The sequence below is a fragment of the Niallia sp. 01092 genome, assembly GCF_052318935.1.
Taxonomy (GTDB): domain Bacteria; phylum Bacillota; class Bacilli; order Bacillales; family Cytobacillaceae; genus Niallia.
Window position 1 is genome coordinate 33,781 of record NZ_JBQRKO010000011.1, and the last position, 25,658, is coordinate 59,438.

Genomic DNA, 25,658 nt, shown 5'->3' on the forward strand with positions numbered 1-25,658 from the left:
TTTTATTTATGGATATAGAAACAATTAAGCAATGGTTTACACTTGAAAATATTATGCAGTTAATTGACAGCTATCGTTCTTTTGGACCATTTCCGGGAATTTTATTGCCAATGCTTGAAGCGTTTATTCCGTTTCTGCCACTGTTTTTATTTATTATGGCGAATGTTAATGCATTTGGTTTTTGGCTCGGTTTTCTTTATTCTTGGATTGGTACATGTGGAGGAGCATTATTAGTATTCTTATTAGTAAGAAAATATGGTCAAAAACGACTGTTGCGTTTTATTCGAAATCATCAGAAGGTGCAAAAGCTAATGGTTTGGATTGAAAAGCATGGTTTTGGTCCATTGTTTATTCTTTTATGTTTTCCTTTTACACCATCTGCACTTGTCAATATTGTCGCAGGATTATCTAGAATTGGAATCGGTCAATATGTTCTTGCAATCATTGCGGGAAAACTAGTGATGATTTTTACCATTAGTTTTATTGGATATGATTTACAATCGATGATTGCACAGCCATTGCGTACAATCCCGGTAGCAATTGGGATATTTATACTTTGGTATGTGGGAAAACGAGTGGAACTAAAAATGAATCATGCTAGTGAGGAAAAAGAAAAGGAACGAGAAAAGGCTTAAAGAGGAAGTTCAAAAAGGCACCAAATGATAAGCGGCGAATCTCTTCGTTGGCTTGCTTTTCCGCTACTCACGTATCTAATTAGAAAGGAACTTCAACTAAAAACGCTCACGTCCTGTAAGCAACGTTGAAGTCACCACATCCTGTGGAAGGCTGTTGCTCAAAGCTACGCCGCCTCGACCTTCTTGCTTCTAATTTGTTGCCTTTTGAACACATACTTAAATTCAGGATTAGTTTATTGGTTTGGAGGAGATCGTTTTTGAAAGAAACATTTAAGAAGGAAAGCATAGAATGGCTGAAGGCGCTTGCTATCGGGGGGATCATCTTTATCATTATTCGTGCATTTTTCTTCTCCAACTATGAAGTAGAAGGCGAATCTATGATGCCTACATTACAGGATGGAAATAAATTAGTTGTTAATAAAATGGGTTATAAAATTGGTAATTTTAAGCATTTTGATGTCATAGTCTTTCACGCAAATAAGCAAGAAGATTATGTAAAAAGAGTGATTGGTCTTCCAGGAGATAAAATGGAATACAAAGATGATCATTTATATATAAATGGGAAAATGTATAAGGAGACTTATTTAGATCCTTATCGAAGTCAAGTGTCTGCAGGGAGATTGACAGGTGATTTCACTCTAAAGGAAATCACAGGCAAAAAAATGGTTCCTAAAGACATGTTGTTTGTATTAGGGGACAATCGTTTAGGCAGCTGGGACAGCAGGCATTTTGGCTTTATTCCAATCGATCAAGTGGTGGGAAAAGTAAGCATGAGGTATTGGCCGTTGGATGAATTTCAAGTTTCCTTTTAAAAGAAAAGCTGTTTTCTCAAAGTTTATTGTTTTTTACATAAAAAATGGGAGAAGAAGTACTCAGCAGACTGAATACACGTAGACTCCTGTGGGAAGCGAGAAAGACGAGACTTAAGCAGAGCGTATACGACGAGGAGGCTCGACGCTCGCTAAACGGACGAAGTGTATTCAGGCTGCGAGTTTAAACGCAACAATCTATACGAAAACAGCCTAAAAGAAAGAACTCAGTCGGGTTCTTTTTTTGTATAGCCATTCTTCTATAAGACGGACGTCTTTTATTGATATAGAACGTACGTTTGTATGATATGATATAATATAAATAAGTATAAAAGTTATGGGAGAGGAGTTAGTATGTCCGTACATTTATTAGTTGGTCGCGCTGGTAGTGGGAAAACGACTCGTTGTATAGAAGGAATTCGTGAGAAGCTGTTAGCAAACCCAGAAGGCAATCCTATTATTTATTTAGTGCCAGATCAAATGACTTTTCTATCGGATCAACGCTTAGTTACAAGTGCTGAAGTTGAAGGAATGTTCCGTGCACAAACATACAGTTTTACAAGGCTGGCATGGAGAATTTTACAAGAAACAGGCGGAATTAGCCGTTATCACATAAATAGCGTTGGCATCAGCATGCTAATTCGAAAAATTATTGAAGAAAATAAAGAGAACTTAACATTATTTAAAAAAGTAGCAGACAAAAATGGCTTTATAGCTCAAGTAGAGCAGCTTGTAACAGAATTTAGAAGATATTGTGTAACACCGGAAGAATTAACAGCTAAACAGCAAGAGTTATCCAATCAGGAAGGTTTCCATAAAGTGCTTGAGGACAAGCTTCATGACTTAGAGCTGATTTATGAAAAATTCGAGCAGCATGTGATTGGAAAATATATTGATGGTGAAGATTATTTTCGATTGCTCGCAGAAAATATAGCAGCTTCTGATTATTTACAAAAGGCAGAAGTGTATATTGACGGTTTTTACAGCTTTACACCACAAGAATATTTAATTATTCAACAATTAATGACTACTTGCAGAAATGTAACGATTACATTTACTTTAGATAAACCTTATAAAGATGAAATACCAAATGAACTGGATTTATTTCGGATGTGCGGAGAAACGTTTCAGACGATTTATATGATGGCAAAACAATTCGGGATTGAAGTAGAAGAAATAGTCCTTAAAGAGGTAAAAAGAAGCAGCGAGAAATCTTTACATCATTTAGAGGCTTATTTTGATAGCAGACCATCCGTAGCATATAAAGAGGAAGGTGCTGTTCATTTTGCAGAAAGTGTAAATCCGAGGGCGGAAGTGGAAGGAATTGCGAGGGAAATCTTAAAGCTGATTCGTCAAAAGGGTTATCGTTATCGGGATTTTAGTTTGCTCTCACGCAATATGTCTGAATATCAAAATATAATAGAAACTATTTTCACAGACTATCAAATTCCTTTTTTTATTGACCAAAAAAGAACGATGCATTTTCATCCTTTAATAGAATTGATTCGTTCCACTTTAGAGATTTTCGAGACAAACTGGAGATATGAGCCAGTATTCCGGGCAATGAAAACAGAATTGTTGTTTCCTTTGCATGAAGCAAAAGATGCCTTGCGGGAAAAGGTCGATCATCTAGAAAACTATTGTTTAGCTTACGGAATCAAAGGCGATAAGTGGACAAAAAAGGAACGGTGGAAATATAGAAGGTTTTACGGATTGGATTGGGAGCAAGGTGTACAGACAGATCAGGAAAGAAAAATAGAAAATGAGTTAAATGAAACACGACTTTTATTAACTGCGCCATTAAACCGGTTAGGAAATAGATTAAAGCGAGCAAAGTCAGGTCGGTCTAAATGTGAAGCATTATATTTATTTTTAGAAGAACTGGAAGTGCCCACAAAATTAGAGCAATGGAAGGTGGATTTAGAGCAAAAGGGAGAGTTAGTGAAAGCGAGTGAGCATGATCAAGCATGGAATAGTGTGGTTGATTTACTGGACCAGTTTGTAGAAATGCTTGGAGAGGATCCATTAACGAACAAGCAGTTTGCTGCCATTTTGGATGCTGGACTCGATACCCTTAGATTTTCACTAGTTCCACCGGCCATCGACCAAGTGTTGATTGCAGATTTGGAGAAATCCCGTTTAGACAATATAAAGGTCGCTTTTGTGATTGGCTTAAATGAGGGGGTATTTCCGTCTAAATTTGCTGATGAAGGGATCTTTGCTGATAGTGATAGGGAAAGTTTGATTAATAGTGGCATGAAAATTGCCTCAACAAGTAAAAGAAAATTATTAGATGAAGAATTTCTCGCTTATAAAGCATTTACAACACCATCAGATCGGCTTTATTTAACGTATCCATTAGCAAATGATGAAGGAAAGTCATTATTAGCATCTGTTTATGTAAAAAGAATAAGAGAGCTTTTTCCGCAGGCCGATACGTTGTATTTTATGGCAGATCCAAAAGAATTGGCAGAAGCAGGGCAGTTGGATTATGCTGTCCAATGGAAAACAAGTTTATCTTATTTAACCGGACAGCTGCAATTAAAGAAACGAAATTATCACATTTATGATTTTTGGTGGGATGTTTATAATGCCTACATGGATAATCACCAATGGAAAGATACAGCAACAAAGGTTTTTTCTAGTTTAACGTATCAAAATACAACGAAAACATTAGCAGAAAACACAAGTACAGAGCTATATGGAGAAGCGATAACGGCAAGTGTATCAAGAATGGAGTTGTTTCAGTCCTGTCCATTTTCTCATTTTGCCAATCACGGTTTAAAACTTCGGGAGCGGCAAGTATTTCGGTTAGAGGCGCCGGCCATTGGCGATTTATTTCATGCTGCCTTAAAATTTATTGCCGAAACCGTTCTGCATGAAAAATTATTATGGTCTGATTTAACAAGAGAACAATGTGAAAGCTTGGCGAAGGATGCAGTAGATATGCTGGCTCCAAAGCTGCAAAATGAAATTTTATTAAGTACAAACCGACATCATTATATTAAAAGAAAGCTCGAACAAATCATCAGCAAGGCTTCGTATATTTTAAGTGAGCATGCGAAATTCAGCGGCTTTGCACCAATTGATTTAGAATTGGAGTTTGGTCCAAAAGGGAAGCTTCCTTCTCTTTCTTTTCCATTAAAAAACGGAAATAAAATGGACTTAGTTGGCAGAATTGACCGTGTCGACAAAGGCGAAGTCGATAACGAAGTATTTTTGCGTGTCATCGATTATAAGTCAAGTGCACATGAATTAAATATGAATGAAGTGTATTATGGGCTATCCCTGCAAATGCTTACGTATTTAGATTTAATCGTTACAAACAGCCAATTGCTTGTCGATAAAAAAGCGAATCCGGCTGGAGTGCTTTATTTCCATGTTCATAATCCGATGCTGACAAGCAAAAAGATATTAACATTAGAAGAAATCGAAGAAGAGTTATTAAAAAAGTTCAAAATGAATGGTTTAATGCTCGGAGAAGAAAATGTCATTCGTTTGATGGATGCAAGCCTAGAAAAAGGAGATTCTGCCATTGTCCCAGCTGGAATGAAAACAGATGGAACATTAACAAAACGTTCAAAAGTGGCATCGAAAGAAGAATTCCACTATTTACAACAATTTGTTCGTCATAAGTATGTAGAAGCTGGCAACAAAATCACGGGTGGAACGGTCGACATTTCCCCATATAAATTAAAGGAAAAAACGCCTTGTACTTTTTGTTCATTTAAACCTGTATGCCAGTTTGATGAAGCAATGGAGTCCAACCAATTTCGACAATTGGCAACCTACTCAAAAGAAGAAGCGCTTGAATTAATGAAGAAGGAGGCGAACAGGCATGAAAAGGGCTAAAATTCCTGTAAAACCAAGTGATGTGACATGGACAGATGATCAGTGGAATGCCATTATGTCAAGCGGACAGGATATATTAGTTGCAGCAGCAGCTGGATCGGGAAAAACCGCCGTTTTAGTAGAAAGAATGATTCGGAAAATTGTAGCAGAAACGCCTATAAATGTTAATGAATTATTAGTCGTTACCTTTACGAATGCGTCAGCAGCGGAGATGAAGCATCGAATTGGAGAAGTGTTGGAAAAAGAAATTAATGCTAATCCAAGCTCTATGCATTTAAAAAAACAATTGGCGCTGCTAAATAAAGCACATATATCTACGATTCATTCTTTTTGTTTAGAAGTAATTAGAAAATATTATTATGTCATCGATCTTGATCCAGGTTTTCGAATTGCGGATGAAACAGAAGCACAGTTGCTTCGGGATGAATGCTTAGAAAATTTATTTGAAGAAGAATATGGAAAAAGCGGAAATGATGCTTTTTTTGACCTTGTTGATGCATTTACAAGCGACCGTAGCGATGATGCTTTGCAAAGAATTATTCAGGAAGTATATGATTTTTCCCGGGCAAATCCGTCACCGAGTCATTACTTAACATCAGTGATTAACATGTATGAAATCGAAGAAGACTACAAAGTGGAGGAATTGCCTTTTGCAAAAGAGCTGCTGATGGATATAGAGCTTCAATTAGAAGGAGCAAAGCAGCTGTTACAGTACGGCCTAGAGCTGACGAAGCTTCCGGGTGGTCCTGCACCAAGGGCAGTAAATTTTTCTGATGATCTCGTACTGATAGAAGTGTTGATTCAGGCGAAACAGGATGGCTGGCAGACTTTGTATGAAGCGATGCAATCATTAAAGTTTTCCCGAGCGAAACCTTGTAAAGGGGATGAATATGATCCCTCTTTAATTGAAGAAGGACAACGAGTAAGAGAGCGGGCAAAAAAAATTCTTCAGGAAATGCAAAGCGAATTATTTTCGAGAATGCCGCAAAGCTTTTTAAAAGATATGAAAGAAATGAAGCAGTATGTCGAAACACTTGTTGGACTTGTTCAAGCGTTTTCTGATCGTTTTCAAACAGCAAAAGCAGAAAAAAGCTTAGTCGATTTTGCAGATTTAGAGCATTATTGTCTGGAAATATTAAATGATCCATCTGCAAAAAGAGAAAGTTTATTAATGCCATCTCCTGCCGCACTAGAGTATCGGGAGCAGTTTAAAGAAGTGTTAATAGATGAGTACCAAGATGTGAATTTAGTGCAAGAATCGATTCTTCAGCTAGTAACGAAAGAGGATGAAGCAACCGGTAATCTATTCATGGTCGGCGATGTTAAGCAGTCGATCTATCGATTTCGGTTGGCAGAACCTAATTTATTTTTATCTAAATATCTTCGTTTTCAGGAGCGCGATGATGCAGGCTTTAAAATTGATTTAGCGAAAAACTTCAGAAGCAGGAAAGAGGTACTCCACGGCACTAATTTTTTATTTAAACAAATAATGGGCGAAAAAGTCGGCGAAATCGAATACGATGAAAGCGCCGAGCTTGTGAAGGGAGCTGCTTATCCAGAAGAAACTTCCTATCCAATTGAAGTGCTGCTCATTAATCAAAAAGCGGAAGTTGCAGAAGATCAAGAAGGTAATGAAGAATATGACGCACAGGATCTGGAGCAATCGCAGTTAGAAGCAAGGGTGATTGCTAAGCAGGTAAACGAGCTGTTAGAAAAAAAACACGGAGTATATGACCCTAAAACGAAAACGTACCGGCCGATTATGTATAAAGATATGGTCATTTTGCTTCGGTCGATGACATGGGCACCGCAAATAATGGAAGAGTTAAAGCAATATAATATTCCGACCTATGCTAATTTAACGACAGGATATTTTGAATCAACGGAAGTAACGATTATGATGTCCCTTTTAAAAGTAATCGATAATCCGTATCAAGATATTCCATTGGCGTCTGTTTTACGCTCACCCGTTGTTGGGCTTAATGAGGAAGAACTAAGTACAATTAGAATTTCGAAAAAACAAGGTTCTTTTTATGAAGCAGCGCAAAGCTATCTTCATCAACCAGCTAATAAAGAGGAAGCTTTATATGATAAAATAAAACCATTTTTCGATCTTCTAGGAGATTGGCGCACGCAGGCAAGGCAAGGTGCACTATCTGAACTGATTTGGAAAGTATATCGCGACACGCATTTTTACGATTTTGTTGGAGGATTGCCGGGTGGAAACCAGCGCCAAGCGAATTTGCGTGCACTATATGACCGGGCACGACAATATGAAGAAACCTCTTTTCGCGGCCTGTTTCGATTTTTGCGCTTTATCGAAAGAATGAGAGATAGAGGCAATGATTTAGGTGCTGCAAGGGCATTAACGGAACAGGAAGATGTTATCCGCATTATGACGATTCACAGCAGTAAAGGCTTGGAATTTCCAGTTGTATTTTTAGCTGGAATCGGCAGAAATTTTAATACGATGGATTTAAAAAAATCGTTTTTGTTGGACAAAGAGTTGGGATTTGCAACAAAATATATAAATATAAAAAATCGTATATCCTACTCTTCTCTTGCGCAAATTGCTTTTAAGAAAAAGCAGAAAATGGAGCTATTGGCGGAAGAAATGCGCGTATTGTATGTAGCGTTAACTCGTGCAAAAGAAAAGTTACTATTAATTGGCACGGTAAAAGATACGGAAAAAGCGAAGCAAAAATGGGCGCAAGCAACAGGGCATGGGAACTGGCTGTTAAATGAATTTGACCGAGCATCTGCCAATTCGTATTTAGATTGGATTGGTCCAGCATTAGTAAGGCATAAAGAATGCAGCCTGCTGCACTTAGACAACTGGAGGGAGTATGACCAAATAGCAGGACATTCTTCTTCTTGGGAAGTAAAGATTGTTTCAAAAGAAGAGGTGCTCAGTTTTACCATAAATCAAGAGGAAGAGCAAGAAAACTGGTTGGAAAAAGTAACGAGCGGTCAAAAAGTAGCGAGCACATCGCCTTATAAGGATCAGCTTGAGCAAACCTTTGCATGGAAGTATGCCCATATAGACAGCACGGTGTATCGTGCCAAACAATCTGTTTCGGAGTTGAAAAGACAGAGGGAACGACAAGAGGAAGAAAGTGGAACAGAGATTGTTAAAAAATGGAGCAAACCGATATGGAACAGACCGAGGTTTATGCAAGAAAAAAAATTAAGTCCTGCTGAAAAAGGAACAGCGATGCATATGGTGATGCAGCATATTCCGCTGCAAACAGAAATCACGGAACAATCGATTGCCGAGCTGTTGGGAGAGATGACAAAAAAGGAATTATTAACAGTAGAGCAGGCAGAAGCAATCGATCCGACGGCGATTGTATCGTTTTTTGCATCAACAATTGGCCAAAGAATGCTTCGTGCAACGAAACTAGTGCGAGAGATTCCGTTTAATATTTCCTACCGGGCAAGCGAAGTATATCCAGATTGGACCGAAGAAGATGAGCCTATCCTTGTTCAAGGCATCATCGATGTTTACTTTGAGGATGACGAAGGTTCCGTTCTGCTTGATTATAAAACAGATACGATTACCGGAAAATTTAAAGGTGGATATGAAGAAGCAAAACCAGTATTAGAAGCAAGATATCAAAAGCAAATACAACTATATACAGAAGCGTTAGAAAAAATGCTGAAACGAAAAATCACAGAAAAATATTTATTTCTCTTTGATGGAGCCCATATATTAAAAATGGAAGGAAAATAAGAAAATGCTGCTACAACAATCGAAAATGTTGGGCAGCATTTTTTTAGAGGGACGGTGATGTGGCAGTACTCCTAGTAGTATCCATATGTACAAGTTTAATAGATTTTTAGTACCTTAACTTCATAAGTTACTTGTATTGCAGCAGACCATATCCGTATACGTCATCTTTCCCTTTAGTTCCTAGATCTAAAGATTTATTTTTCAACAGCTTAAATACAGCTTCTGGTTTTAAATTTTTATTAGGACTCTGGGAAATGTATAATGAGATTAAACCTGTTACATAAGCAGTTGAATAGGATGTGCCTTCAAATGTTGAATAACCATTGAAGTTATTGGTAGAAAGAATTTCTCTTCCCGGGGCTACAATATCAATTTTGCCTTTAGGTGAGAATTTGACTCGCTTATGGTTTCGATCTACAGAACCAACTGAAATGACATTACTGTATTTAGCTGGATAATCAATATCGCCAATGTAGTTATTTCCACTAGATGCTACAACTATTATTCCATTGTTAACGGCTTTATTAATAACATTATGTAATGTTTGATTATTATTTTTCATCCCAAAACTTATATTTATAATGTCAACTTTTTCATTAATAGACCATTCAATTCCTTTAATAATAGTGTCAATAGATCCCTTTCCATTATCATCTAAAACTTTAACAGAATATATTTCTGATTTAGGAGAAATACCTTTAATACCAATTACATTATCTTTTGCAGCGATAATACCAGCTATAGATGTTCCATGATTAAAATGATCTGCAGCTGGTTCTTGAGAATTTACAGCATTAAACTCTTTATAAATTTGTCCTTTTAAATCAGGGTGTTGTTTATTAATCCCACTGTCCAATATCGCTATTTTGACTCTATTATTTGTTGCATTAGAATTAATCACCGTATCTTTAAATCCCCAAGTTTCTTTTTGGCTTTCTTCTATTTTATTAGACTTTCCTTGCAAATGAACTACAGATTCGTTTTTTGAAGTGTCTTTTACAATTATATAAAGGATAACAATTAAAGATAATATTAGAACGATAGGCAGTATTATGTTGAAAATTCTTGTTTTTATAGTGTTTCACCTCTTTATTGTAAAGGCTGTTTTCTAAAAGTTTGTTGTTTGTGAGTAAAAAAAGAAACGGAGCAGCCTGAATACACGTAGACTCCTGCGGGAAAACGAGAAAGACTCGGGCCCCACAGGAGCATAGCGACGAGGAGGCTCGGCACTCGTCCGCGGAAAGCGAAGTGTATTCAGGCTGCGGTTTAATTAACAACAACCTATACTATACGAAAAGAGCCATTGTAAAAAAGATGACTTTAAAAAGATAGCATCTTTACCTATTTTTATATTAACCATAAAATAATTTCCGCCAATGATTGAGCGGATTTTCCAGGAACTCCAGCTTTTTCTAAAGCTTTTATTAAAGCTCCTTTCGTACCACTTTCAAGTCTTTCAGTTGCATAAGCTATTTTTCTAGCATAATGATCTACTAACTTGGCTTTTGAAGGAGAGAGAGGTTTAATAGCATATTTTAATGTTTTCCCACCTACTCTACAAATCCATCCAAAGGCTTTAATACCTTTTAAAGTACCACCAATTACACCTGACGCTTCAGCAGTTTCACCTTGATTCGGATCAACTTCTTCACCTATATAAACTTGAAATTCATCTGTAGTCGTAGCATATTGAATAAAATCTTTTGTATCTTGAACATCAGAAGGTACTTCTGCACTTAAAAACTCTTCAGTTGAAAGGTCTTCTTCTAAAATTTCTTCCTGTATAGCTTTTTCCTCTTCTATGTACTCAATTAAAGATTCTGGTGTTTCAATACCTGTTTGAACTTCAGTACTTGTACTAGTAATAGGTTGATTAGTTTCAGCTGCAAAAGCAGATGAAACTGGTGCAAAACTACTGCCTAGAACTGCTAGAGAAGTCGTTAAAACAACTCCCTTTATTAAATTTTGTCTAGTCATCTTGAAACCTCCTAAATATTATAGTATGTTAAACACAAGTAACATATTACCAAATATTCTTTTTTTGTAAGTGAAGATATTGTAAAAAAAAGGTTAAAAGGAGTTCGTTTGTAATTATGAGTAAAAAGAAAAAACATTCTCTTACAGATCATATTTTTGCAATCACAACTGTGTCTTTAATGTGTTTAGCTATCATTTTGGTACCTTTTTTGTTTTTTTACTTAGTAATATATACAGTGTCATTAACGTCAGATGTATATATAGATGCATTAAGTACATTTTCAACTATAAAAATCATCTTTCAATTCTTCGCTGTTACAGTGGTAGTAACTGGAATAGTAGATACTATATTTTCTAAAATATTAAATTTAAAAAAAGGATTTTGGGGATATATATCTGAAACACTTTTAATGTTTGCATTTTTTTATCTATATGTTATTGTTTATACTCTTGTATTTAATGACATCATAATCAAAGGCAAAGGTTACTTGTATGTTTCAGCTTTTTTATTGGTTTTATATTTGTTAATTCATGTTGTGTATATATTATCTAAAAAACTTCATACCATTATGGTGAAGAAATAATTAAAAGTACTGTTGGCTCTTATTCATAACAAAAGTTGACCAAACTAGATAACTAGATGGAGATTCTTAATAATTTAGTACGATAAATATATAATTCTATCTTGCTTAAATCAAATACTGAAGTCTACTAATCCACGCCAAATAGGGCTTACTTCTCTTAGTTGAGAAGTAAGCCCTAAATACGTAACGGAGGTGTAAACGAAGTTATTTCTTCTTAATATAAGGATAAAAAGCAAGTTACATAGCAGGTAAATTTTATCCGCACATTATATGGCAGGTGTAGCTCTGCCCCTTTTTCCAATTAGTTATTGGCAACATTCGGCTGATCAAGAAGACTAGTATCAATATAATTGCTTGCACTTATACCATTATTTGTAATGATGAATGCTCCTGTGTTAGATGTTCCAGACCCTAATGTAGCTTTCGAATTTCCTTTTGGTGAAATAAATAGGGAGTCTCCAAACTGTACTACTCCATCTGTAACATTCACAATTTGTACCGGACCTACTATAGCTGGCAAAATAATTCCTCCTTGTAAAAAAGTTAATTAAGCTGCCCATTAGCAGCTTGCAGTTTTATTAGGGAATCCCCATCTGGCTCTGCTTGTGGATTTGATAGCTGCCTAATATGTTTGATTCTTGTTTCTGCATATATATTCGCACAATTGCCAATTTGCAATAAAGAAGAAGCAGATACAGCAATAATATTAATATGTTTTACTTTAATAATAGGCTTCTTATTTTCAAATTGACATTGAATATCTTCCTGTATAGGTGGAAGTGGGATTGGTTCAAAAAAAACGGGGTAGTCATTAAACGAGCCTTCTATCCCGTAAAATAGTTTTTTTTGCCTTTGTACTGCTAATGCCCGAGAAGATGCCTGAAAGTAGGAGGCATCCCCGATCTCAAAAAAAGAAGAAAAAGAAAGAATGTTTAAGTTTATATGATCGACAACAGAAGTTCTTTCTAACATAATTATCCTTTCGGGAACAACGGAACAAATGGACCGATAATTAACGATTCAGCAGGAGTATCAAAAGTGGAAGCAAGTTGAATCGTTTGTGTATCGCCAATTAAACAGATGGACGAACTGGAAACCCCGACAATTCGAATCTCTCCAACTTGTAAATCTCGATTATAAACTTGAAAGTTCATTCGTCTTATCTCCCCTTCATGTTTTCTGGAATATTACTTAAAAATAAATGAACCCCATTGATCATCTCTTCCTTTAATGAGGCAATAATTTTTTCAGAAAATATCTTTGGATCTTCTTCATTTGATCGTTGCTGCTGTTGAAGATAATAGGTTATTCTCGTTTGCAATTGTTTTGTAATATCTTCTTGAATAAAAGTGATATACGCTTCATCCGCTTCCAGCCCAAGTTCTTTCTGTTTATTGATAATAATTTCAGGCAATTCCAATTGAATAAATTGATGCATGGCTTCTTCTATTTCCATGGAACGGGTCAGTACTTGTTTCGGATCAGGTGATGGATAATAGGAACCTTTTTGATTAACAGTTAACTCTTCAATTTTCTCTAAATCTGCAGGGTTGAGGCCAATGTTTAATGTTCCTTCTAACGTTTCAACTTTTAACTGATCAAAGCTATAATCAATCCGATCAATATGAACAGAAGGTTTTTCTTTTATCAATGTTAGCTCATTCGTTAATGCAGCAACGGTTTGTTCTAACTTCTTTATCCTTCCTTCAAGGTATTGTAAGTAGGAACGCATCTTTTCACTGTATTGGTAAAAATCTTGGGACATAAAGGAGACCTCCTTTGTTACGGTGCTTGTAAAGGAACAGAAGGTGCATACATTAAACCTTGTTCGGCCCCGGGTTCAACTTCTCCAGGATATTCAGGAGCTGCCTCGGTAAAACCTCCTGTATTATATAAATAAGAAGCTGGCTTAATAATCCCTGCACTGCCTACTTGAAAAACAGAAGAGTTCGTTATCCCGCCAATTTTAATCGTATTGATCGTAATTGACTGTTGTATAAAATAATTCATCCACATCACCTTTAATTCTTTTATTAATATGTGTTCAAAAAGGGAACAAATTAGAAGCAAGCCAACGAAGAGATTCGCCGCTTATTATTTGGTGACTATTTAAACATCCTTATTAAGCGTTCAAATAGTTGCCTTGATCGACTCCATCATTATCAAATGTATTGGTTGAGCTTTGATAATTGGTTATATTTAATCCATCTCCCGTATTAAAAGAACCAGATCCGGAAAACGTTTTGGCGTTAGAGATGGGCATCATTTTATAGACGTCTCCAATATTAAAAATAGAACTGCTCCCAACGGAAATTACTTGAGCCACTCCAACAATAGCTGGCATGATCAACATCCTTTACATAAGATTCTTCTACATACTATGTTGAGCATCTAGAGTGGTGATACATTCGCCTAAATCAAATTATGTTCTCAAGTTAAGCTTATTCAATGAAAAGCTTGGACTATTACAAAAAGAAGGTATTTTATGAAAGTTGTTTTCTAAAAGTTTGTTGTTTTTGAATAAAATAATAAACATGACTGAAGCACTGAGCAGTCTGAATACACGTAGACTCCTGCAGGAAAAGCGAGAAAGACGAGACCCCACAGGAGCATAGCGACGAGGAGGATCGGCACTCGTCCGCGGAAAGCGAAGTGTATTCAGGCTGCGGGGTAAATAACAACAATCTATACGAAAAGAGCGTTTATGAAAGAGGTTTAATAGAAAATTTGCACGATGAAATAGAAGAAAGAAAAAGACAGTTGTGTGGGAATAGTAAAAAAGGGGAATAATGATAAATATTTAATAAGCAGAAAAAGGTAGTCTATATTTTTATCTCATTACATATAAAGCAAATAGAGAAAGGAATGGGAGTGTTCAACTTGAAGAAAAAATTTAGTGGAATGGTCATTGCTCTCGTAATACTTGTTGTGTTAGTAATTATCATTATGTCGAGTTATAACGGGTTTGTAAATGCAGAAGAGAATGTAGATCAGTCGTATGCCCAAATCGAAAACCAGCTTCAAAGAAGACTAGATTTAATTCCGAATCTTGTGAGTACGGTGAAAGGGTATGCTTCCCATGAAAAAGAAGTCATTGCCTCTATTTCGGATGCCCGTGCAAGATTGGCTGGAGCAGATTCTCCTCAAGAAGAAGCAACGGCAAATGCTGACTTATCGAACGCCTTAAGCCGGTTATTAGTTGTTGTTGAAAACTATCCGAATTTGAAAGCAGATCAACAGTTTACGCAGTTAATGGATGAATTATCAGGAACAGAAAACAGAATTGCTGTTGCGAGAAAAGATTATAATGAACAAGTTGCATCTTATAATAAAAAAGTGAAAAGATTCCCAGGTGTCATTATGGCAAGAATAACTGGCTTTGATGAAAAGGAATACTTTAAGGCGAATCCAGAAGCAGAAAAAACACCAAAAGTCGATTTTGGAGGCAATGGATAATGACTTCTAAGTTATTTTCCGCTTTTCTTTCCATCGTCTTTTTTTGCTGCATTAGTGGAAATGTATTAGCAGCAAGCAACGAAATTCCAAAACCAATAGGCGACATATATGTTCAAGATTTTGCGAATCTATTAAGCAAGGCAGAAAAGCAGGAATTAAACCATATCGGGCGATCGCTGGAAGAACAAACAACGGCACAAGTAGCTATTTTAACCGTACAAACAACAGAAGAAAAAACAATAGAAGAATTTGCAAATGAAGCTTTTCGCCAATATGGAATTGGCAATAAACAAAAAAACAATGGTGTTTTGCTTGTACTGGCAACGGAAGATAAGAAGGTAAGAATAGAAGTAGGCTATGGGTTGGAAGGAAGAATTCCCGATGGAAAAGCCGGAAGAATTTTAGATGAATATACATTGCCTTATTTAAAAAATCAGGAGCCAAATAAAGCAATAACAGAAACATATAAAGTGCTCGTGAAGGAAGTATACGCCGAATACGGCATAGATGATCAGCAATTGAAAGCGGAAAAGCCAGCTGAAACGAATGATTTTCCAATGTGGCTCATTATTATAATCGTGATAATTGTGTTGTTTATCGATATTAAATTTTTTGGAGGAGCATTCTCTTACATGATTCTTTCCATCCTTTCCCGCGGTGGCGGAAGAGGCGGGGGTGGCGGAGGTCCACAAGGTGGTGGAGGTGGATCTTCAGGAGGCGGCGGTGCGAGTAGGGGTTGGTGACATTTTTATTTATTAGCGGACCAAATCAATTTGATTTGGTCTTTTCTAATCGTGGACAAAATAAAGGAAAAGAACTAAGTTTTGTCTTTGAGATAGCTAATGAAGGACAAAATAAAGGAAAAAGAACCAGTTTTGTCCTTGAGAAAGCTTATGAAGGACAAAATAAAGGAAAAAGAACCAGTTTTGTCCTTGAGAAAGCTTATGAAGGACAAAACAAGGGAAAAAGAGTCAAGTTTTGTCTTTGAGACGACTTATGAAGGACAAAACAAAGGAAAAAGAACCAGTTTTTGTCTTTGAGAAAGCTTATGAAGATAGATGAATAATACAAGATAGGATGAACATAGTGTTATATTGCGTGGACAAAAAACGATAGTAGCTGTTATCCTGCAAATTATTACATTAATTGTATAGTTGGTTCCTGTAATGGTTATCTGTACATAAGATTCTATGAAGGGGCTGGTCAACTTGAATCGAAATAAAAATATGCCTCTAATCATGTTGTCTTGTATTTTCTTATTAATATTTCTTATTGTGAATGCGATACGCCACATTAAAATCTATATTGTGTATAGTTCTGGTGTTGGTCCTTTTATAATGATTGGGATTGTGTTTGTGATTATTATCGTTCTTTTTGTTAAGCGTTAAATGAAATGTCAAAGGGAGAGTTTTTTAATGATAAAGAAAGATCCATGGAGGCACAGAAACATCTCCATGGATCTTTTCTCATTTTTCACTCTTATCTTTTTACAATCGGTATCCATATTTCACTTTTAAAAGTCGATGAAGTTACGTCTTTATCTTGATTCCACAAGATTTCAGGACCTTCACTTTGTTCATAATTGGAAGATGGAAACCACTCCGAATAAATGCGTCCCCAAACATTTTGCAGCGTATCAGGAAATGGCCCAACCGCCTCGAATACTGCCCATGTAGAGGCAGGAACTTCAAGCAGTGTAAGGTGTTCCGGACATTCCTTTGTTGTTGCAACACCAATATAGTGATCAAGTTCTCCTTTTTCTTCCATTCGGCCTTCAGAAAAGTTCGTGGATGCACTAAGCAGTCCGATAGGCTCAACATTAGAAAGTTGTTTCAGGTGATGGATTGTTTCATCATCTAAGCTTTTCCACATTGAAGCAATCTCTGGATTAACCCCATTGAAAATAATCGGTACTCTTTGCTTTATTCCAATGATACGAAACGCCTCTTTTTCTTCTATTCGATAGTTCATTTCACTGCCTCCTTTAATCGATAACTGGAACGTCATTCGTGGGTATGCTTTGAGTGAATGGCTGTTATTTCTTGCTTCTGAAGGTGTTAAGCCATGCAAATGTTGAAAAGCTCTTGCGAAAGAATCTGCTGAGTTGTATCCATATTTTATCGCAATATCAATCACTTTTATGTTCCTATCTTTAAGCTCAAATGCAGCAAGCGTAAGTCGTCTGCGGCGGATATATTCGGATAGTGAAATGCCTGCAAGGAAGGAAAACATCCTTTTAAAATGATATTCAGAGCAGACAGCGATCCTTGCCACTTCTTTAAAGTTAATATCGTTCGTCAGGTTTTCTTCTATATATTGTATTGCCCCATTCATGTTCTTAAGCAAATCCATCATATGACCTCCTTCATCAATAGAATAGCAGCTATAGAGTAGTTCCATCCGACATTTCATGCCAAATTATGTAGGTTGGATGGTTATTAATTATTTTAATGCACTAACTTACAGTATTTCAAAAAAATGAAGCATCATCGCTAATATTCAATTTATATGAGAGTCTCATTAGAAGACTTATGTAGTAAACTAATCAGAAATAATGAAATTAAAAAAATTTGAAACTTTTTCACCAGGCATTCGCTCTAATAAGCGAAAGGAGGTTAAAACATGAATGAAATAAAGCTTATTAAAAAGGCAATGAAGGGAAATAAAAAGGCTTTTGAAAAACTTCTTGTTATACATAGTGATCAATTGTATCGATCGGCGTACTTATATGTTGGAAATCGTGAAGATGCTTTAGATGTGGTGCAAGAGACAGCTTTTAAAGCAATGTTAGCAATTGCTCAATTAAAAAATGAACATTACTTTTTAACCTGGTTAACAAAAATTCTAATTCATTGTTCCTATGATGTGTTAAAAAAGAAAAAACAAGAAATTCCCATCGACAAAATGATGGAGTTGGCTTCGGAGGGAAAGGAAAAAGGCGAGGAGCGTTTAGATTTATTGGAGGCAATCAATCAGTTAAATGAAAACTATAAAAATGCTATTATTCTTTTTTATTTTCAGGATCTCCCAATTAATGAAGTCGCTAAAGTTATGAACATCCCAGAAAATACAGTGAAAACATATTTGAGTCGAGGAAAAGAACGGTTAAAAAAGTTATTAGGAGGGAGGAATTATAATGGAAAAGAAATTACTTCAAAAAGCATATGAGGAAATTGAAGTACCGAAAGAGGATGTTTTATATGCTATTAAGGCAGGGACTAAACGAGCTGATGCTGTTATGCCAAAAAGCAGCAAAAAGATAAAAACAATTATGTGGTCAACAGCTGCAGCAGCCATTATTTTTGCTGCATCCAGCTTTATTTCTCCTTCCATATCCCATGTAATGGCGGAAGTGCCTTTATTGGGGAATGTTTATACCGCTTTTAATGACGCGATTGGTCGAAGTTTGCATTCGCAAAAATTAATCACATCATTAAACGAAACAGCTAGCAGTAAAGGCATTGATGTTGTCATGAAAGAGTCTTATTATGATGGAGTAGTTGTAGGTGTTACTTTTGAAGTAAAAGGAGATGTAAAGCCGACTGAAAATGGTACAGTTCCAGGGTTTTATGAAATATTTGGCGGGCAAGATTGGATTTCAGACAGTAAAGAATGGGTTCATATGGAGCCTTCAGATCACGGATACATGGGACATATTCAATTAAACTATCCTTATGCAGTTTTACCTTCAAATACTACTTTTCCACTTGAATTCACAAGTATTGGAGGGAAGGAAGGAAGCTGGAAATTTGATGTACCTATTAATCAGCTGCCATATGAAACAGTCCAAATAAATAAAGAAACTGCTTTGCAAAAAGGAGATGGAGAGGGAAAAGTTCATTTGAATTCCATTATTTTTGGAAAAGCATCGACTGCGATTAACTATACAACTGCTTTTCCTATTGAAAGAAAAAATTATGATGATGTAACGTTAGATGTATATAACGATCAGGGAGAAAAGCTATATACTTCCATAAGTGGTGATCTAGATAGTTCTGAAATAAATGGTCAATTCATTAAAAAAATGAGAGATATCATTCCTCAAGGGTTAATTGGGGCAGCGAGCTATTTAGATATCCATCCAAAAGTAGCAATAAGTGAAGAAGCTCAATTTGTTAAATTGAATAAGAAAATGCCCGTGGAACTGAAGGCTAAACGGCAGAATTTCGTTGTAAAAATCGAAAAAATACTCGTGGAAGATAACCGGTGTATTGTTGACATTCAAGTGAACAATGGTGATGAAAAGGGTTGGGGCTTTACAAATATTAAATCTAATTTTGTTCATGGTAGTGTGAATCTAGTCAAAGAATCAGAAAAAGATATATATGGAATGAGATATATAAAACACACTGTAAAAACTATTGATAAAGATAATCTACGCTTTAGAAGCACTTTTGATATTAGCAACTTGGATGATTTTAATAAGGATAACTATATATTAAGAGTGCCTATAAGCTTAAATTCGAGTATTGTTGAATTAGAGAACGTGAAGGTTGACTTAAACTAAACAAATTAACTGAATCCACCGTACCAGTCATTAGCTAGGGAAGAGAGAGTAGTACTTTCTCTTCCCCATGTAAATACTAAATTCCATTTTGTATTTAGCGATTCAGCTGCTGCTTCTTCTGTTCTCCTGTTCTTCTAATACTTGTAAAATTGTACGTATTCATAAAGATCCCAATGCATATCAAAAATGATCCAATCATAATACTAACGGTTATCTTCTCCCCAAGCTGCAGCCATCCAAATATAATGCCTAGTATGGGAACAAACATTAATGCCATGGATGCTTTTGAAGCATTTATTTTTTTTAGCACCCAAAACCAAACGACAAATGTGAAGGAGGTTGAAAACAAACCATTAAACAGTAAGGATAAAAGTGATGGACTGGACCAATTTGTTGAATGGTTTGGTTCTAAGAGGGAAGAGAAAATAAATAATAATAATGCTCCTATAATAAGCTGCCAGGCGTTCATATGAATAACATCTATATGTTTAAATTTTATTTTGCTAAAAATATTCGCCAATCCCCAACTAATGGCTGAAATTAATATTAAACATTCTCCGAATACTACTTTTAAATCAAAATTAATTATTTCTAATCCTAAAATAAATAAAAGACCTAATAGACCAATTATTAATCCAACCATTTTATATATGTTCATCTTTTCATTTAATTTAAAGTGGCTGATAATGGTGACAAATATAGGCATTGTGTAAACTAAAACAGACGTTTTTCCTGAATCTACAAATTGCATTCCATATGTCAATATTGCCATATATCCAAATGACATGAATAGACTCATGATAAGGTAGTTATTCACATTTTCTTTCCCTATAAAAAGTCTTTTCCGTTGAAATATGAGAATGATAAATAAAGGAACTGCCCCAATAAATAAACGTAAAGATGAAAATAAAAAAGGGGGAATGTCGCTAATTGCAATTTTCATTGTAACCCATGTATATCCCCAAATAAGCGTAACAGAAATGATACCCATGAAAACTTTAAACATAATATAATCTCCCTTCTTTTAATGTAATTAAATAGTATGGTACTATTTAATATAACTCAAATACATAATTTTTATTGAGGTGATAACTAAATGGTTATGAATATGAACAACTTAGAAATATTTATGAAAGTCGCAGATAATATGAGCATTACGGAAGCTGCCAATGATTTATTTATATCACAGCCGGCAGTTAGCAAAGCGGTAAAAAGTTTAGAAAACTATCTGGAAATTAAATTGTTTATTAGGGATAAAAAGAATGGATTAATGCTTACTGAAGTAGGAAAGGAAATTCTAATATTAGCTAGGCAAATGAAAGGCGTCGAGAACAAAATATATCAAGTTGCAAATCGGGAAAATAAACTTCTCAGTGGCAAAGTGAAGGTTGGTTCTTTTCCAGCTACATCGACAAATATTTTACCTAAAGCCATTGCATTATTTAGAGAAAAATATCCGCTAGTAAATATAGAATTAATAGAGGCGACTTCGAATCAAATTAAGAAATGGGTAGAGGATCGAACGGTTGATATAGGTATCGTTGCATCTCCTTTTGAGCCATATGAATATAAAATACTCAACGATGATTATATGGTTGCGATAATTCCTTCTAACCATAGATTAAATCAAGAAAAAATTGTGAATTTGGAAGAACAGCAGGATGATATTATTTTTTGTAAAGGAGGGCACGAAATTGCCATTTCAAAAACATTCCAAACAAATAATATTAATTTTAAAGAAAGCTTAACGGTTCAAAACGCTGAAACCTTAATTAGCATGGTTCAAAATAACTTAGGTATAGGGATTATTTCAAAATTTACACTCTCTTCTGTGTCTCATCATTTAATCATAAAAGATATTAGTCCACGGATAACTCGTCAAATTGGCATCATTGCACATTCTTTTAATGAAGCAACACCTGCAACGAAGGAATTTATCAACGTCATGGTTCAATCCCATAAGTCTTAGCTAAACGAAGCCGATTATTTCAACATGATCGATCTTCTCAAAAACCCTTTGTCCCGATGATACAAGATAAGTGCAATAACTAAAAATCCGGAAGCGATCCATACAGAGGAATTCCCTATATAAGTGGTGGAAAACGTCCCCATCAACGCACCAAATAAAAAAGAAGCAATGATGCCAAAAAATTCATTAAATTGTTTTTTCGCTTCCTGATTATGTTCTATAAATGCACAATAGGCAGCTTGGGCTGCAGTTCGCAGATTTCCTGTTGTCATTGTTGAATTATAGGCCCACTTATCTAATTTATTAAAAGTAGAAATCTGTAAAGAGGATACAAATGATATACATACTGTTACTACTAAGTTAGGTACACTTGTTGGCAAGATTCCGACAATAATTAAAACTATGCATTCTAATATAAGAATAGACCGTCTATAGCTGTGCAATAAATGTCTAATATGGGGAATCTTAACTATTTCTGATACTAAAACACCTAATATAAAAGCTATAATGGGTGGGATATAAAGCATAGCATCTTTCCATTCCCCATTAGCTGCTTCTACAGCGAATAGGACGATATTTCCTGTTTGTGCATTGGCAAACACTCCGTCTCTGCTGATGAATGTGTAGGCATCTAAAAACCCTCCAACTATTGCTAATAAAATCCCTAAACGAACTGAATTTGAAGATAATGAGGGGAGCGTTTTTTGTTTCACTGTCATACGATAATCTCCTTGTAACAATGATTAAATTTAAGCTACAAATATATTATACATCTTTTCTAATTGATTTTAAGAGGCTAATTTTATATTTAAAACATCGAAGTCACTGGGTATGCGCCGTTTCACATTGCAAATGCCTACATAATCTATAGGGGATTAACCTAAAAGAGGATGTTCAAAAAGGCATCAAATGATAAGCGGCGAATCTCTTCGTTGGCTTGCTTTTCCGCTACTCACGTATCTAAATGCATACGTTCCGTTGCTCAAAGCTACGCCGCCTCGACCTTCTTGCTTCTAATTTGTTACCTTTTTGAACACGTATTAAAAGGAGAGATGCCCAGATGTATCCTTATGGAAATTATCAAATTCCACAAGTTCAGTTCGACTATAATTCATATGTACAGCATGCTCAATACGATCCCAACAGACAAATACAACTATCGCAGTTGTTTCAACAGCCCCAATGGCAGCAGCTTGAACGCAGGGTAAATCAGCTTGAAAGAAGAATAAATCAGCTGGAACGTAGAACAACTCAGCTTGAACGCAGAGTAGATCAGTTAGAACGGCAAAATGATCAGCAAGATAGAGAAATTAACCAACTTCAACGCAGACTCCAAAGAGTAATTCAGCGGCTAGATGCATTGGAAGGCAGATAATCCATCTTTTGACTAACCGATTAAAGGTTAATTGGTTAGTCTGCTTTTGTTTGAAGGAAATACGAAACATTTTCAATAAAATATCTAAAAGTTTATAATATACATAAGGGAGACAAGCGGCTTTAATCCATCGTGATTTTACGGCAGCGGAATATTAAAAGCAATATCACGTGTTTTGCATTATAATAAGATATGTAAAGGAAAGGAGGCAGAAAATTTTGTCACATGCTCACATCACTTCATGGCTGCTTGCTCTTATACTGTTTGTGATTGCATTTGCATTACATAAAAGTGGAAAAGAAAAGGGCAGTAAAATAGTACATATGATACTTCGTTTAATCTATTTATTCGTCATTGGAACGGGGATATGGTGGCTGTATCGTTTAGGCAGCTTCCCACCAATGTATATTTTAAAAACATTGGCTGGATTATGGGTAATTGCTGCGTTGGAAATGATTTTAGTTCGAACGAAAAAAGGCAGAAAAACAACGATATTATGGACGCAATTTGTTATCGCTTTGGTGCTTGTTCTGTATTTAGGTATGACACTTCCGATGGGAATGTGGAGTTTTTAAGAAGGAGGGGGAGAAAATCCTTCTCTTTTTCTTTGTTTAAAAGAATGGTTGCAGTTTTTCTTGATTTTGTTGCATTTTTTGCTGGTATTGTTGCAGTTTTCCCGAATATTGTTGCAATTTTTCAGATATAGCTATTTTTTTGCAAAAATCGACAATATTCACCTCACCCCTTATTAGAAAAATATCATTGACCAATTATATCCAATTTGATACGTTAAAATCAGTTTATATATAGAAATGGAGAGAACGTACATTGCAGTCCTACTATATAAAATTACTATTATTATTACTTTTCATGACCGGAGCACTGTATGCTTCTTATATACATACCGTTTCATTTATCACACTTCTATTCTTTTTCACTTGTATTCTTGGCCTGTATTTTCTTATTCCGATTGTACAGAAAAAAACACTTATTTATATACTTATCCTTATACTGATTCAAACTATATCTTTAGTAACTGATCGAGCAGTGTTTTTTTATTTAGTCGTGATCATGCTGTTTATCTTAATGGAAAGCAGTCAAATGTTATCCGTAAAAACATTTCGTATCCTCCTTTTAAGTACCGTTATTATACATTTTGTTATCAGTGTTGTTTTGTTTCATTTTTCCATTAGTTTATATGTATGTGCAGCGACCATGGTAATCATTCTGTTTGTTCGTTTAAATGAAAATAGTCATGAATATGCATCTATTAGAGAAACATATGAATCTTTATTAAATGAATATCGTATCCAGAAACGCCAAGCATTTAAAAATGAACATACTGCGAGAATAGAAGAACGAAACATGATTGTAAGAGAAATGCATGACTCAGTTGGACATAAATTAACCGCCCTTTTGATGCAAATTGAACTATTATCCATTCAAGAAAAAAACGAGTCTTTTGCGCTGCTGCGAAATATGGCTTCTGAATCGTTAGAAGAAACAAGAAAAGCTGTCCGCATCTTGCAAGCAGAAGAAATACAAGGAATTTCATCTGTTATTCATTTAGTGAAAAAGCTGGAAAGTGAAAATGCAGTCCATGTTCACTTAACAACAAAACAAGGTGTATTAGGCATGCGCATCAGCAATAGGCAAAATGCGATCCTTTATCGGGTTATTCAAGAAGGCTTAACGAATGCGATGAAATATAGCAGTTCCAAAAAAGTTTTTATTACATTAGGTGTGTCGCCAATTGGTCATATAACAATAGAGATAAAAAATACATACGTACATAAATATCCTATATATGAAGGATTTGGCTTAAAAAATATGAAAAAAAGATTAGAAGAAATTGGTGGTAAGTTAGATGTTTATCAAGCAGACAACCAATTTATTCTACAAGGAAATATGCCGGTAGAGGAGATAGAAGAATGATAAGGGTCTTAATCGCGGAAGATCAACAGATTGTAAGAAACGGCTTAAAAATGATCATTGAACAAGATGAAGAAATAAAGGTTGTAGCAGAAGCGGAAAATGGAAAGGAAGTACTAAATCTGTTAGAGCAGCATGCTGTAGATATCATCTTAATGGATATTCGCATGCCTGTTATGGACGGGGTGGAGGCAACACAGCACATAAAAAAGAGGTTTCCACATGTGAAAATCCTTATCCTTACCACTTTTAATGACGAAGAATATGCTATTCAAGCATTTAAAGAAGGAGCAAATGGCTTTTTATTAAAAACAACAGACAGCAAATATTTATTGCATAGTATAAAAAGCTGTTTAGCAGGCGGAATATCGATAGATGAACAAGTGGCAGCAAAAGTAATGCCAAAGCTTTTAAAAGAAAATAAAACAGAAAAGCAGTCAGCAAAACTATTTCCCCTAACTGAAAGAGAGCGGGACATTGTCAAAAATATCGGCTTAGGCAAAACAAATAAAGAAATTGCCAGCGAACTGTTTTTATCCGTCGGAACGGTAAAAAATCATATTACCCAAATATTAACGAAGCTGGAACTAAGAGACCGGACACAGCTTGCAATATTTGCGGTGAAGAATGATTTTATATAATAGCCTGTTTTTTTAATATTTTGGTATTGATTAAACAAAGGATCTATTGTGTTTTATGTTAAAATATAGTTAAGGATGTTCTTCAACTAACGAGGCAGGTATCTTTAATAAGAATCTCATAGTAATTCTGGTATAAAAGTTATGAATTGATGAAAATTACTTTTGTCATTTAAAGAACTTAAAGAGGG

26 protein-coding genes are annotated in these 25,658 nt (G+C 35.4%); 15 read left to right on the forward strand and 11 right to left on the reverse strand.

The annotated features are described in order from the left end of the window. Nucleotides 1-8: 8 nt before the first annotated feature. The 4 genes from ACTXGU_RS12010 to addA all read left to right on the forward strand — a co-directional run bounded on the left by ACTXGU_RS12010 (nucleotide 9) and on the right by addA (nucleotide 9,029). The gene (locus ACTXGU_RS12010) at nucleotides 9-635 is read left to right on the forward strand and encodes a TVP38/TMEM64 family protein (protein WP_443481760.1); all 627 of its coding nucleotides are present in this window, start codon (nucleotides 9-11) and stop codon (nucleotides 633-635) included. A 257-nt stretch (nucleotides 636-892) separates the two neighbouring features. Continuing rightward, nucleotides 893-1,447, forward strand: a complete 555-nt coding sequence (gene lepB / locus ACTXGU_RS12015; RefSeq protein WP_443481761.1) for a signal peptidase I — start codon at nucleotides 893-895, stop codon at nucleotides 1,445-1,447. Between the two features lie 351 nt (nucleotides 1,448-1,798). After that, complete coding sequence (addB, locus tag ACTXGU_RS12020) at nucleotides 1,799-5,296, forward strand: helicase-exonuclease AddAB subunit AddB (RefSeq protein WP_443481762.1); 3,498 nt, start codon at nucleotides 1,799-1,801, stop codon at nucleotides 5,294-5,296. Further along, nucleotides 5,283-9,029, forward strand: coding sequence for a helicase-exonuclease AddAB subunit AddA (addA, locus tag ACTXGU_RS12025; protein ID WP_443481763.1), 3,747 nt, complete (start codon nucleotides 5,283-5,285; stop codon nucleotides 9,027-9,029). Before addB ends, addA begins: the two co-directional genes overlap by 14 nt. A gap of 127 nt (nucleotides 9,030-9,156) precedes the next feature. Here addA and ACTXGU_RS12030 read toward each other — a convergent pair whose 3' ends face one another. After that, nucleotides 9,157-9,993, reverse strand: coding sequence for a S8 family peptidase (locus ACTXGU_RS12030; protein WP_443481764.1), 837 nt, complete (start codon nucleotides 9,991-9,993; stop codon nucleotides 9,157-9,159). 383 nt (nucleotides 9,994-10,376) lie between these two features. After that, nucleotides 10,377-11,006, reverse strand: a complete 630-nt coding sequence (locus ACTXGU_RS12035) for a hypothetical protein (RefSeq protein ID WP_443481765.1) — start codon at nucleotides 11,004-11,006, stop codon at nucleotides 10,377-10,379. Between the two features lie 116 nt (nucleotides 11,007-11,122). Between ACTXGU_RS12035 and ACTXGU_RS12040 the strand changes: the two genes are divergently transcribed. Beyond that, the gene (locus ACTXGU_RS12040) at nucleotides 11,123-11,590 is read left to right on the forward strand and encodes a hypothetical protein (protein WP_443481766.1); all 468 of its coding nucleotides are present in this window, start codon (nucleotides 11,123-11,125) and stop codon (nucleotides 11,588-11,590) included. A 301-nt stretch (nucleotides 11,591-11,891) separates the two neighbouring features. On the opposite strand, the gene ACTXGU_RS12045 is transcribed toward ACTXGU_RS12040, so the two are convergent. The 6 genes from ACTXGU_RS12045 to ACTXGU_RS12070 form a co-directional block, all read right to left on the reverse strand. Next, complete coding sequence (locus ACTXGU_RS12045) at nucleotides 11,892-12,110, reverse strand: spore germination protein (protein WP_443481767.1); 219 nt, start codon at nucleotides 12,108-12,110, stop codon at nucleotides 11,892-11,894. A gap of 23 nt (nucleotides 12,111-12,133) precedes the next feature. Then, a complete protein-coding gene (locus tag ACTXGU_RS12050) occupies nucleotides 12,134-12,562 on the reverse strand; it encodes a spore germination protein GerPE (protein WP_443481768.1) in 429 nt (142 codons plus the stop codon). Nucleotides 12,563-12,564: 2 nt separating this feature from the next. Next, nucleotides 12,565-12,744, reverse strand: coding sequence for a spore gernimation protein GerPD (locus ACTXGU_RS12055; protein WP_443481769.1), 180 nt, complete (start codon nucleotides 12,742-12,744; stop codon nucleotides 12,565-12,567). A gap of 5 nt (nucleotides 12,745-12,749) precedes the next feature. Next, nucleotides 12,750-13,355, reverse strand: a complete 606-nt coding sequence (gene gerPC, locus ACTXGU_RS12060; RefSeq protein ID WP_443481770.1) for a spore germination protein GerPC — start codon at nucleotides 13,353-13,355, stop codon at nucleotides 12,750-12,752. Nucleotides 13,356-13,372: 17 nt separating this feature from the next. Further along, nucleotides 13,373-13,600, reverse strand: a complete 228-nt coding sequence (locus ACTXGU_RS12065) for a spore germination protein GerPB (RefSeq protein ID WP_443481771.1) — start codon at nucleotides 13,598-13,600, stop codon at nucleotides 13,373-13,375. Between the two features lie 112 nt (nucleotides 13,601-13,712). Then, complete coding sequence (locus ACTXGU_RS12070) at nucleotides 13,713-13,934, reverse strand: spore germination protein (RefSeq protein WP_443481772.1); 222 nt, start codon at nucleotides 13,932-13,934, stop codon at nucleotides 13,713-13,715. Between the two features lie 521 nt (nucleotides 13,935-14,455). Between ACTXGU_RS12070 and ACTXGU_RS12075 the strand changes: the two genes are divergently transcribed. From ACTXGU_RS12075 to ACTXGU_RS12085, 3 genes are read left to right on the forward strand one after another with little or no spacing between them, the layout of a single operon-like run. Beyond that, nucleotides 14,456-15,046, forward strand: coding sequence for a LemA family protein (locus tag ACTXGU_RS12075; protein WP_443481773.1), 591 nt, complete (start codon nucleotides 14,456-14,458; stop codon nucleotides 15,044-15,046). Beyond that, entirely contained in the window at nucleotides 15,046-15,789 is a 744-nt protein-coding gene (locus tag ACTXGU_RS12080) for a TPM domain-containing protein (protein WP_443481774.1), read from the forward strand. The genes ACTXGU_RS12075 and ACTXGU_RS12080 overlap by 1 nt, the downstream gene beginning before the upstream one ends. Further along, nucleotides 15,783-16,034 carry a hypothetical protein gene (locus ACTXGU_RS12085; RefSeq protein ID WP_443481775.1) on the forward strand — a complete coding sequence of 84 codons (252 nt, stop codon included), beginning with the start codon at nucleotides 15,783-15,785 and terminating at the stop codon, nucleotides 16,032-16,034. Before ACTXGU_RS12080 ends, ACTXGU_RS12085 begins: the two co-directional genes overlap by 7 nt. Nucleotides 16,035-16,525: 491 nt before the next feature. Here ACTXGU_RS12085 and ACTXGU_RS12090 read toward each other — a convergent pair whose 3' ends face one another. Then, entirely contained in the window at nucleotides 16,526-17,398 is an 873-nt protein-coding gene (locus ACTXGU_RS12090) for an AraC family transcriptional regulator (protein ID WP_443481776.1), read from the reverse strand. Between the two features lie 270 nt (nucleotides 17,399-17,668). On the opposite strand from ACTXGU_RS12090, the gene ACTXGU_RS12095 reads away from it, so the two are divergent. Continuing rightward, a complete protein-coding gene (locus ACTXGU_RS12095) occupies nucleotides 17,669-18,214 on the forward strand; it encodes a sigma-70 family RNA polymerase sigma factor (protein ID WP_443481777.1) in 546 nt (181 codons plus the stop codon). After that, on the forward strand, nucleotides 18,183-19,553 hold the full coding sequence (locus ACTXGU_RS12100; RefSeq protein WP_443481778.1) for a DUF4179 domain-containing protein: 1,371 nt from the start codon (nucleotides 18,183-18,185) through the stop codon (nucleotides 19,551-19,553). Before ACTXGU_RS12095 ends, ACTXGU_RS12100 begins: the two co-directional genes overlap by 32 nt. A 94-nt stretch (nucleotides 19,554-19,647) precedes the next feature. Here ACTXGU_RS12100 and ACTXGU_RS12105 read toward each other — a convergent pair whose 3' ends face one another. Next, entirely contained in the window at nucleotides 19,648-20,559 is a 912-nt protein-coding gene (locus tag ACTXGU_RS12105) for a DMT family transporter (protein ID WP_443481779.1), read from the reverse strand. 90 nt (nucleotides 20,560-20,649) lie between these two features. On the opposite strand from ACTXGU_RS12105, the gene ACTXGU_RS12110 reads away from it, so the two are divergent. Then, entirely contained in the window at nucleotides 20,650-21,522 is an 873-nt protein-coding gene (locus tag ACTXGU_RS12110) for a LysR family transcriptional regulator (protein WP_443481780.1), read from the forward strand. A 14-nt stretch (nucleotides 21,523-21,536) separates the two neighbouring features. Here ACTXGU_RS12110 and ACTXGU_RS12115 read toward each other — a convergent pair whose 3' ends face one another. After that, a complete protein-coding gene (locus ACTXGU_RS12115; RefSeq protein WP_443481781.1) occupies nucleotides 21,537-22,241 on the reverse strand; it encodes a YoaK family protein in 705 nt (234 codons plus the stop codon). A 341-nt stretch (nucleotides 22,242-22,582) separates the two neighbouring features. On the opposite strand from ACTXGU_RS12115, the gene ACTXGU_RS12120 reads away from it, so the two are divergent. The 4 genes from ACTXGU_RS12120 (at nucleotide 22,583) to ACTXGU_RS12135 (ending at nucleotide 25,470) form a co-directional block, all read left to right on the forward strand. Further along, entirely contained in the window at nucleotides 22,583-22,897 is a 315-nt protein-coding gene (locus tag ACTXGU_RS12120) for a hypothetical protein (RefSeq protein ID WP_443481782.1), read from the forward strand. 218 nt (nucleotides 22,898-23,115) lie between these two features. Beyond that, a complete protein-coding gene (locus ACTXGU_RS12125; RefSeq protein WP_443481783.1) occupies nucleotides 23,116-23,472 on the forward strand; it encodes a YisL family protein in 357 nt (118 codons plus the stop codon). Nucleotides 23,473-23,725: 253 nt separating this feature from the next. Continuing rightward, nucleotides 23,726-24,832, forward strand: a complete 1,107-nt coding sequence (locus ACTXGU_RS12130; protein ID WP_443481784.1) for a sensor histidine kinase — start codon at nucleotides 23,726-23,728, stop codon at nucleotides 24,830-24,832. After that, on the forward strand, nucleotides 24,829-25,470 hold the full coding sequence (locus ACTXGU_RS12135; RefSeq protein WP_443481785.1) for a response regulator transcription factor: 642 nt from the start codon (nucleotides 24,829-24,831) through the stop codon (nucleotides 25,468-25,470). Before ACTXGU_RS12130 ends, ACTXGU_RS12135 begins: the two co-directional genes overlap by 4 nt. Nucleotides 25,471-25,658: the final 188 nt, after the last annotated feature.

Bases quoted from the DNA above. Each gene is read 5' to 3' on its own strand.
- ACTXGU_RS12035 (WP_443481765.1), bottom strand. From the start codon at position 11,006: ATGACTAGACAAAATTTAATAAAGGGAGTTGTTTTAACGACTTCTCTA.
- ACTXGU_RS12040 (WP_443481766.1), top strand. From the start codon at position 11,123: ATGAGTAAAAAGAAAAAACATTCTCTTACAGATCATATTTTTGCAATC.
- ACTXGU_RS12010 (WP_443481760.1), top strand. From the start codon at position 9: ATGGATATAGAAACAATTAAGCAATGGTTTACACTTGAAAATATTATG.
- ACTXGU_RS12090 (WP_443481776.1), bottom strand. From the start codon at position 17,398: ATGGATTTGCTTAAGAACATGAATGGGGCAATACAATATATAGAAGAA.
- ACTXGU_RS12110 (WP_443481780.1), top strand. From the start codon at position 20,650: ATGGTTATGAATATGAACAACTTAGAAATATTTATGAAAGTCGCAGAT.
- ACTXGU_RS12135 (WP_443481785.1), top strand. From the start codon at position 24,829: ATGATAAGGGTCTTAATCGCGGAAGATCAACAGATTGTAAGAAACGGC.
- ACTXGU_RS12100 (WP_443481778.1), top strand. From the start codon at position 18,183: ATGGAAAAGAAATTACTTCAAAAAGCATATGAGGAAATTGAAGTACCG.
- ACTXGU_RS12080 (WP_443481774.1), top strand. From the start codon at position 15,046: ATGACTTCTAAGTTATTTTCCGCTTTTCTTTCCATCGTCTTTTTTTGC.
- gerPC (WP_443481770.1), bottom strand. From the start codon at position 13,355: ATGTCCCAAGATTTTTACCAATACAGTGAAAAGATGCGTTCCTACTTA.
- ACTXGU_RS12050 (WP_443481768.1), bottom strand. From the start codon at position 12,562: ATGTTAGAAAGAACTTCTGTTGTCGATCATATAAACTTAAACATTCTT.
- ACTXGU_RS12070 (WP_443481772.1), bottom strand. From the start codon at position 13,934: ATGCCAGCTATTGTTGGAGTGGCTCAAGTAATTTCCGTTGGGAGCAGT.
- ACTXGU_RS12105 (WP_443481779.1), bottom strand. From the start codon at position 20,559: ATGTTTAAAGTTTTCATGGGTATCATTTCTGTTACGCTTATTTGGGGA.
- addA (WP_443481763.1), top strand. From the start codon at position 5,283: ATGAAAAGGGCTAAAATTCCTGTAAAACCAAGTGATGTGACATGGACA.
- ACTXGU_RS12075 (WP_443481773.1), top strand. From the start codon at position 14,456: ATGGGAGTGTTCAACTTGAAGAAAAAATTTAGTGGAATGGTCATTGCT.
- ACTXGU_RS12095 (WP_443481777.1), top strand. From the start codon at position 17,669: ATGAATGAAATAAAGCTTATTAAAAAGGCAATGAAGGGAAATAAAAAG.
- ACTXGU_RS12120 (WP_443481782.1), top strand. From the start codon at position 22,583: ATGTATCCTTATGGAAATTATCAAATTCCACAAGTTCAGTTCGACTAT.
- ACTXGU_RS12065 (WP_443481771.1), bottom strand. From the start codon at position 13,600: ATGAATTATTTTATACAACAGTCAATTACGATCAATACGATTAAAATT.
- addB (WP_443481762.1), top strand. From the start codon at position 1,799: ATGTCCGTACATTTATTAGTTGGTCGCGCTGGTAGTGGGAAAACGACT.
- ACTXGU_RS12055 (WP_443481769.1), bottom strand. From the start codon at position 12,744: ATGAACTTTCAAGTTTATAATCGAGATTTACAAGTTGGAGAGATTCGA.
- ACTXGU_RS12115 (WP_443481781.1), bottom strand. From the start codon at position 22,241: ATGACAGTGAAACAAAAAACGCTCCCCTCATTATCTTCAAATTCAGTT.